The 565-nt window shown below is 40.0% G+C and carries 3 protein-coding genes; 2 read left to right on the top strand and 1 reads right to left on the bottom strand.

Features of this window, described 5'->3' with window-relative positions:
• Window positions 1-21: 21 nt before the first annotated feature.
• Together AC3G7N_RS22095 and AC3G7N_RS22090 are read left to right on the top strand one after the other, a co-directional pair.
• Window positions 22-126, top strand: a complete 105-nt coding sequence (locus AC3G7N_RS22095) for a YjcZ family sporulation protein (RefSeq protein WP_089063030.1) — start codon at window positions 22-24, stop codon at window positions 124-126.
• A 24-nt stretch (window positions 127-150) separates the two neighbouring features.
• Window positions 151-285 carry a YjcZ family sporulation protein gene (locus AC3G7N_RS22090; protein ID WP_089063031.1) on the top strand — a complete coding sequence of 45 codons (135 nt, stop codon included), beginning with the start codon at window positions 151-153 and terminating at the stop codon, window positions 283-285.
• Between the two features lie 63 nt (window positions 286-348).
• Here AC3G7N_RS22090 and AC3G7N_RS22085 read toward each other — a convergent pair.
• Window positions 349-565: LrgB family protein (locus AC3G7N_RS22085; protein WP_489424260.1), on the bottom strand; the 217-nt coding region annotated here is incomplete at its 5' end.

Below are 565 nucleotides of genomic sequence, written 5' to 3'. Positions count from 1 at the left end.
GAACGTGGGGGTGTTTAACTAATGAGTGAAGCTTATGGTGGAAATGGCGGAGGATTTGCCTTAATTGTTGTGCTGTTTATTCTATTAATAATTGTAGGTGCATCCTACGTTGGATACGGATATTAATAATAATTTTCAGGAGGATTTTTTATGTCATACGGATGTTTTAATGGAGCAGGAGGTTACGGTGGTTACGGCTACGGTGGCGTGGGAAATAACAATGAATTTGTGTTAATTGTCGTACTGTTTATCCTTCTTATCATTATCGGAGCTGCATGGTGTTAATCTCCAATCAAGTAAAAACAAGGCGTCGCTTTATACAAGTGACGTCTTATTCTTATGAGGTAACTACATCCACTTTACAATGAGAGGGGTTAGGGTGAATGCCCAAATTACCGTGATCATAGCTCCTACAACATTGGATAAACTTGATCCTGCCCCTTCTACATCACCATATTCAAATGCCTTAACAGTACCAAGTGCATGAGCTCCCATACCATACATCATACCAATCGCCAGCGGATGATCAATCGAAAAGAACTTGGCAATTTTAGGTCCTAAGTAG

Source organism: Virgibacillus carmonensis (assembly GCF_057836705.1).
Note: the sequence above shows the minus strand (reverse complement) of the source record. Positions and strands in the feature narration are given on the sequence as shown.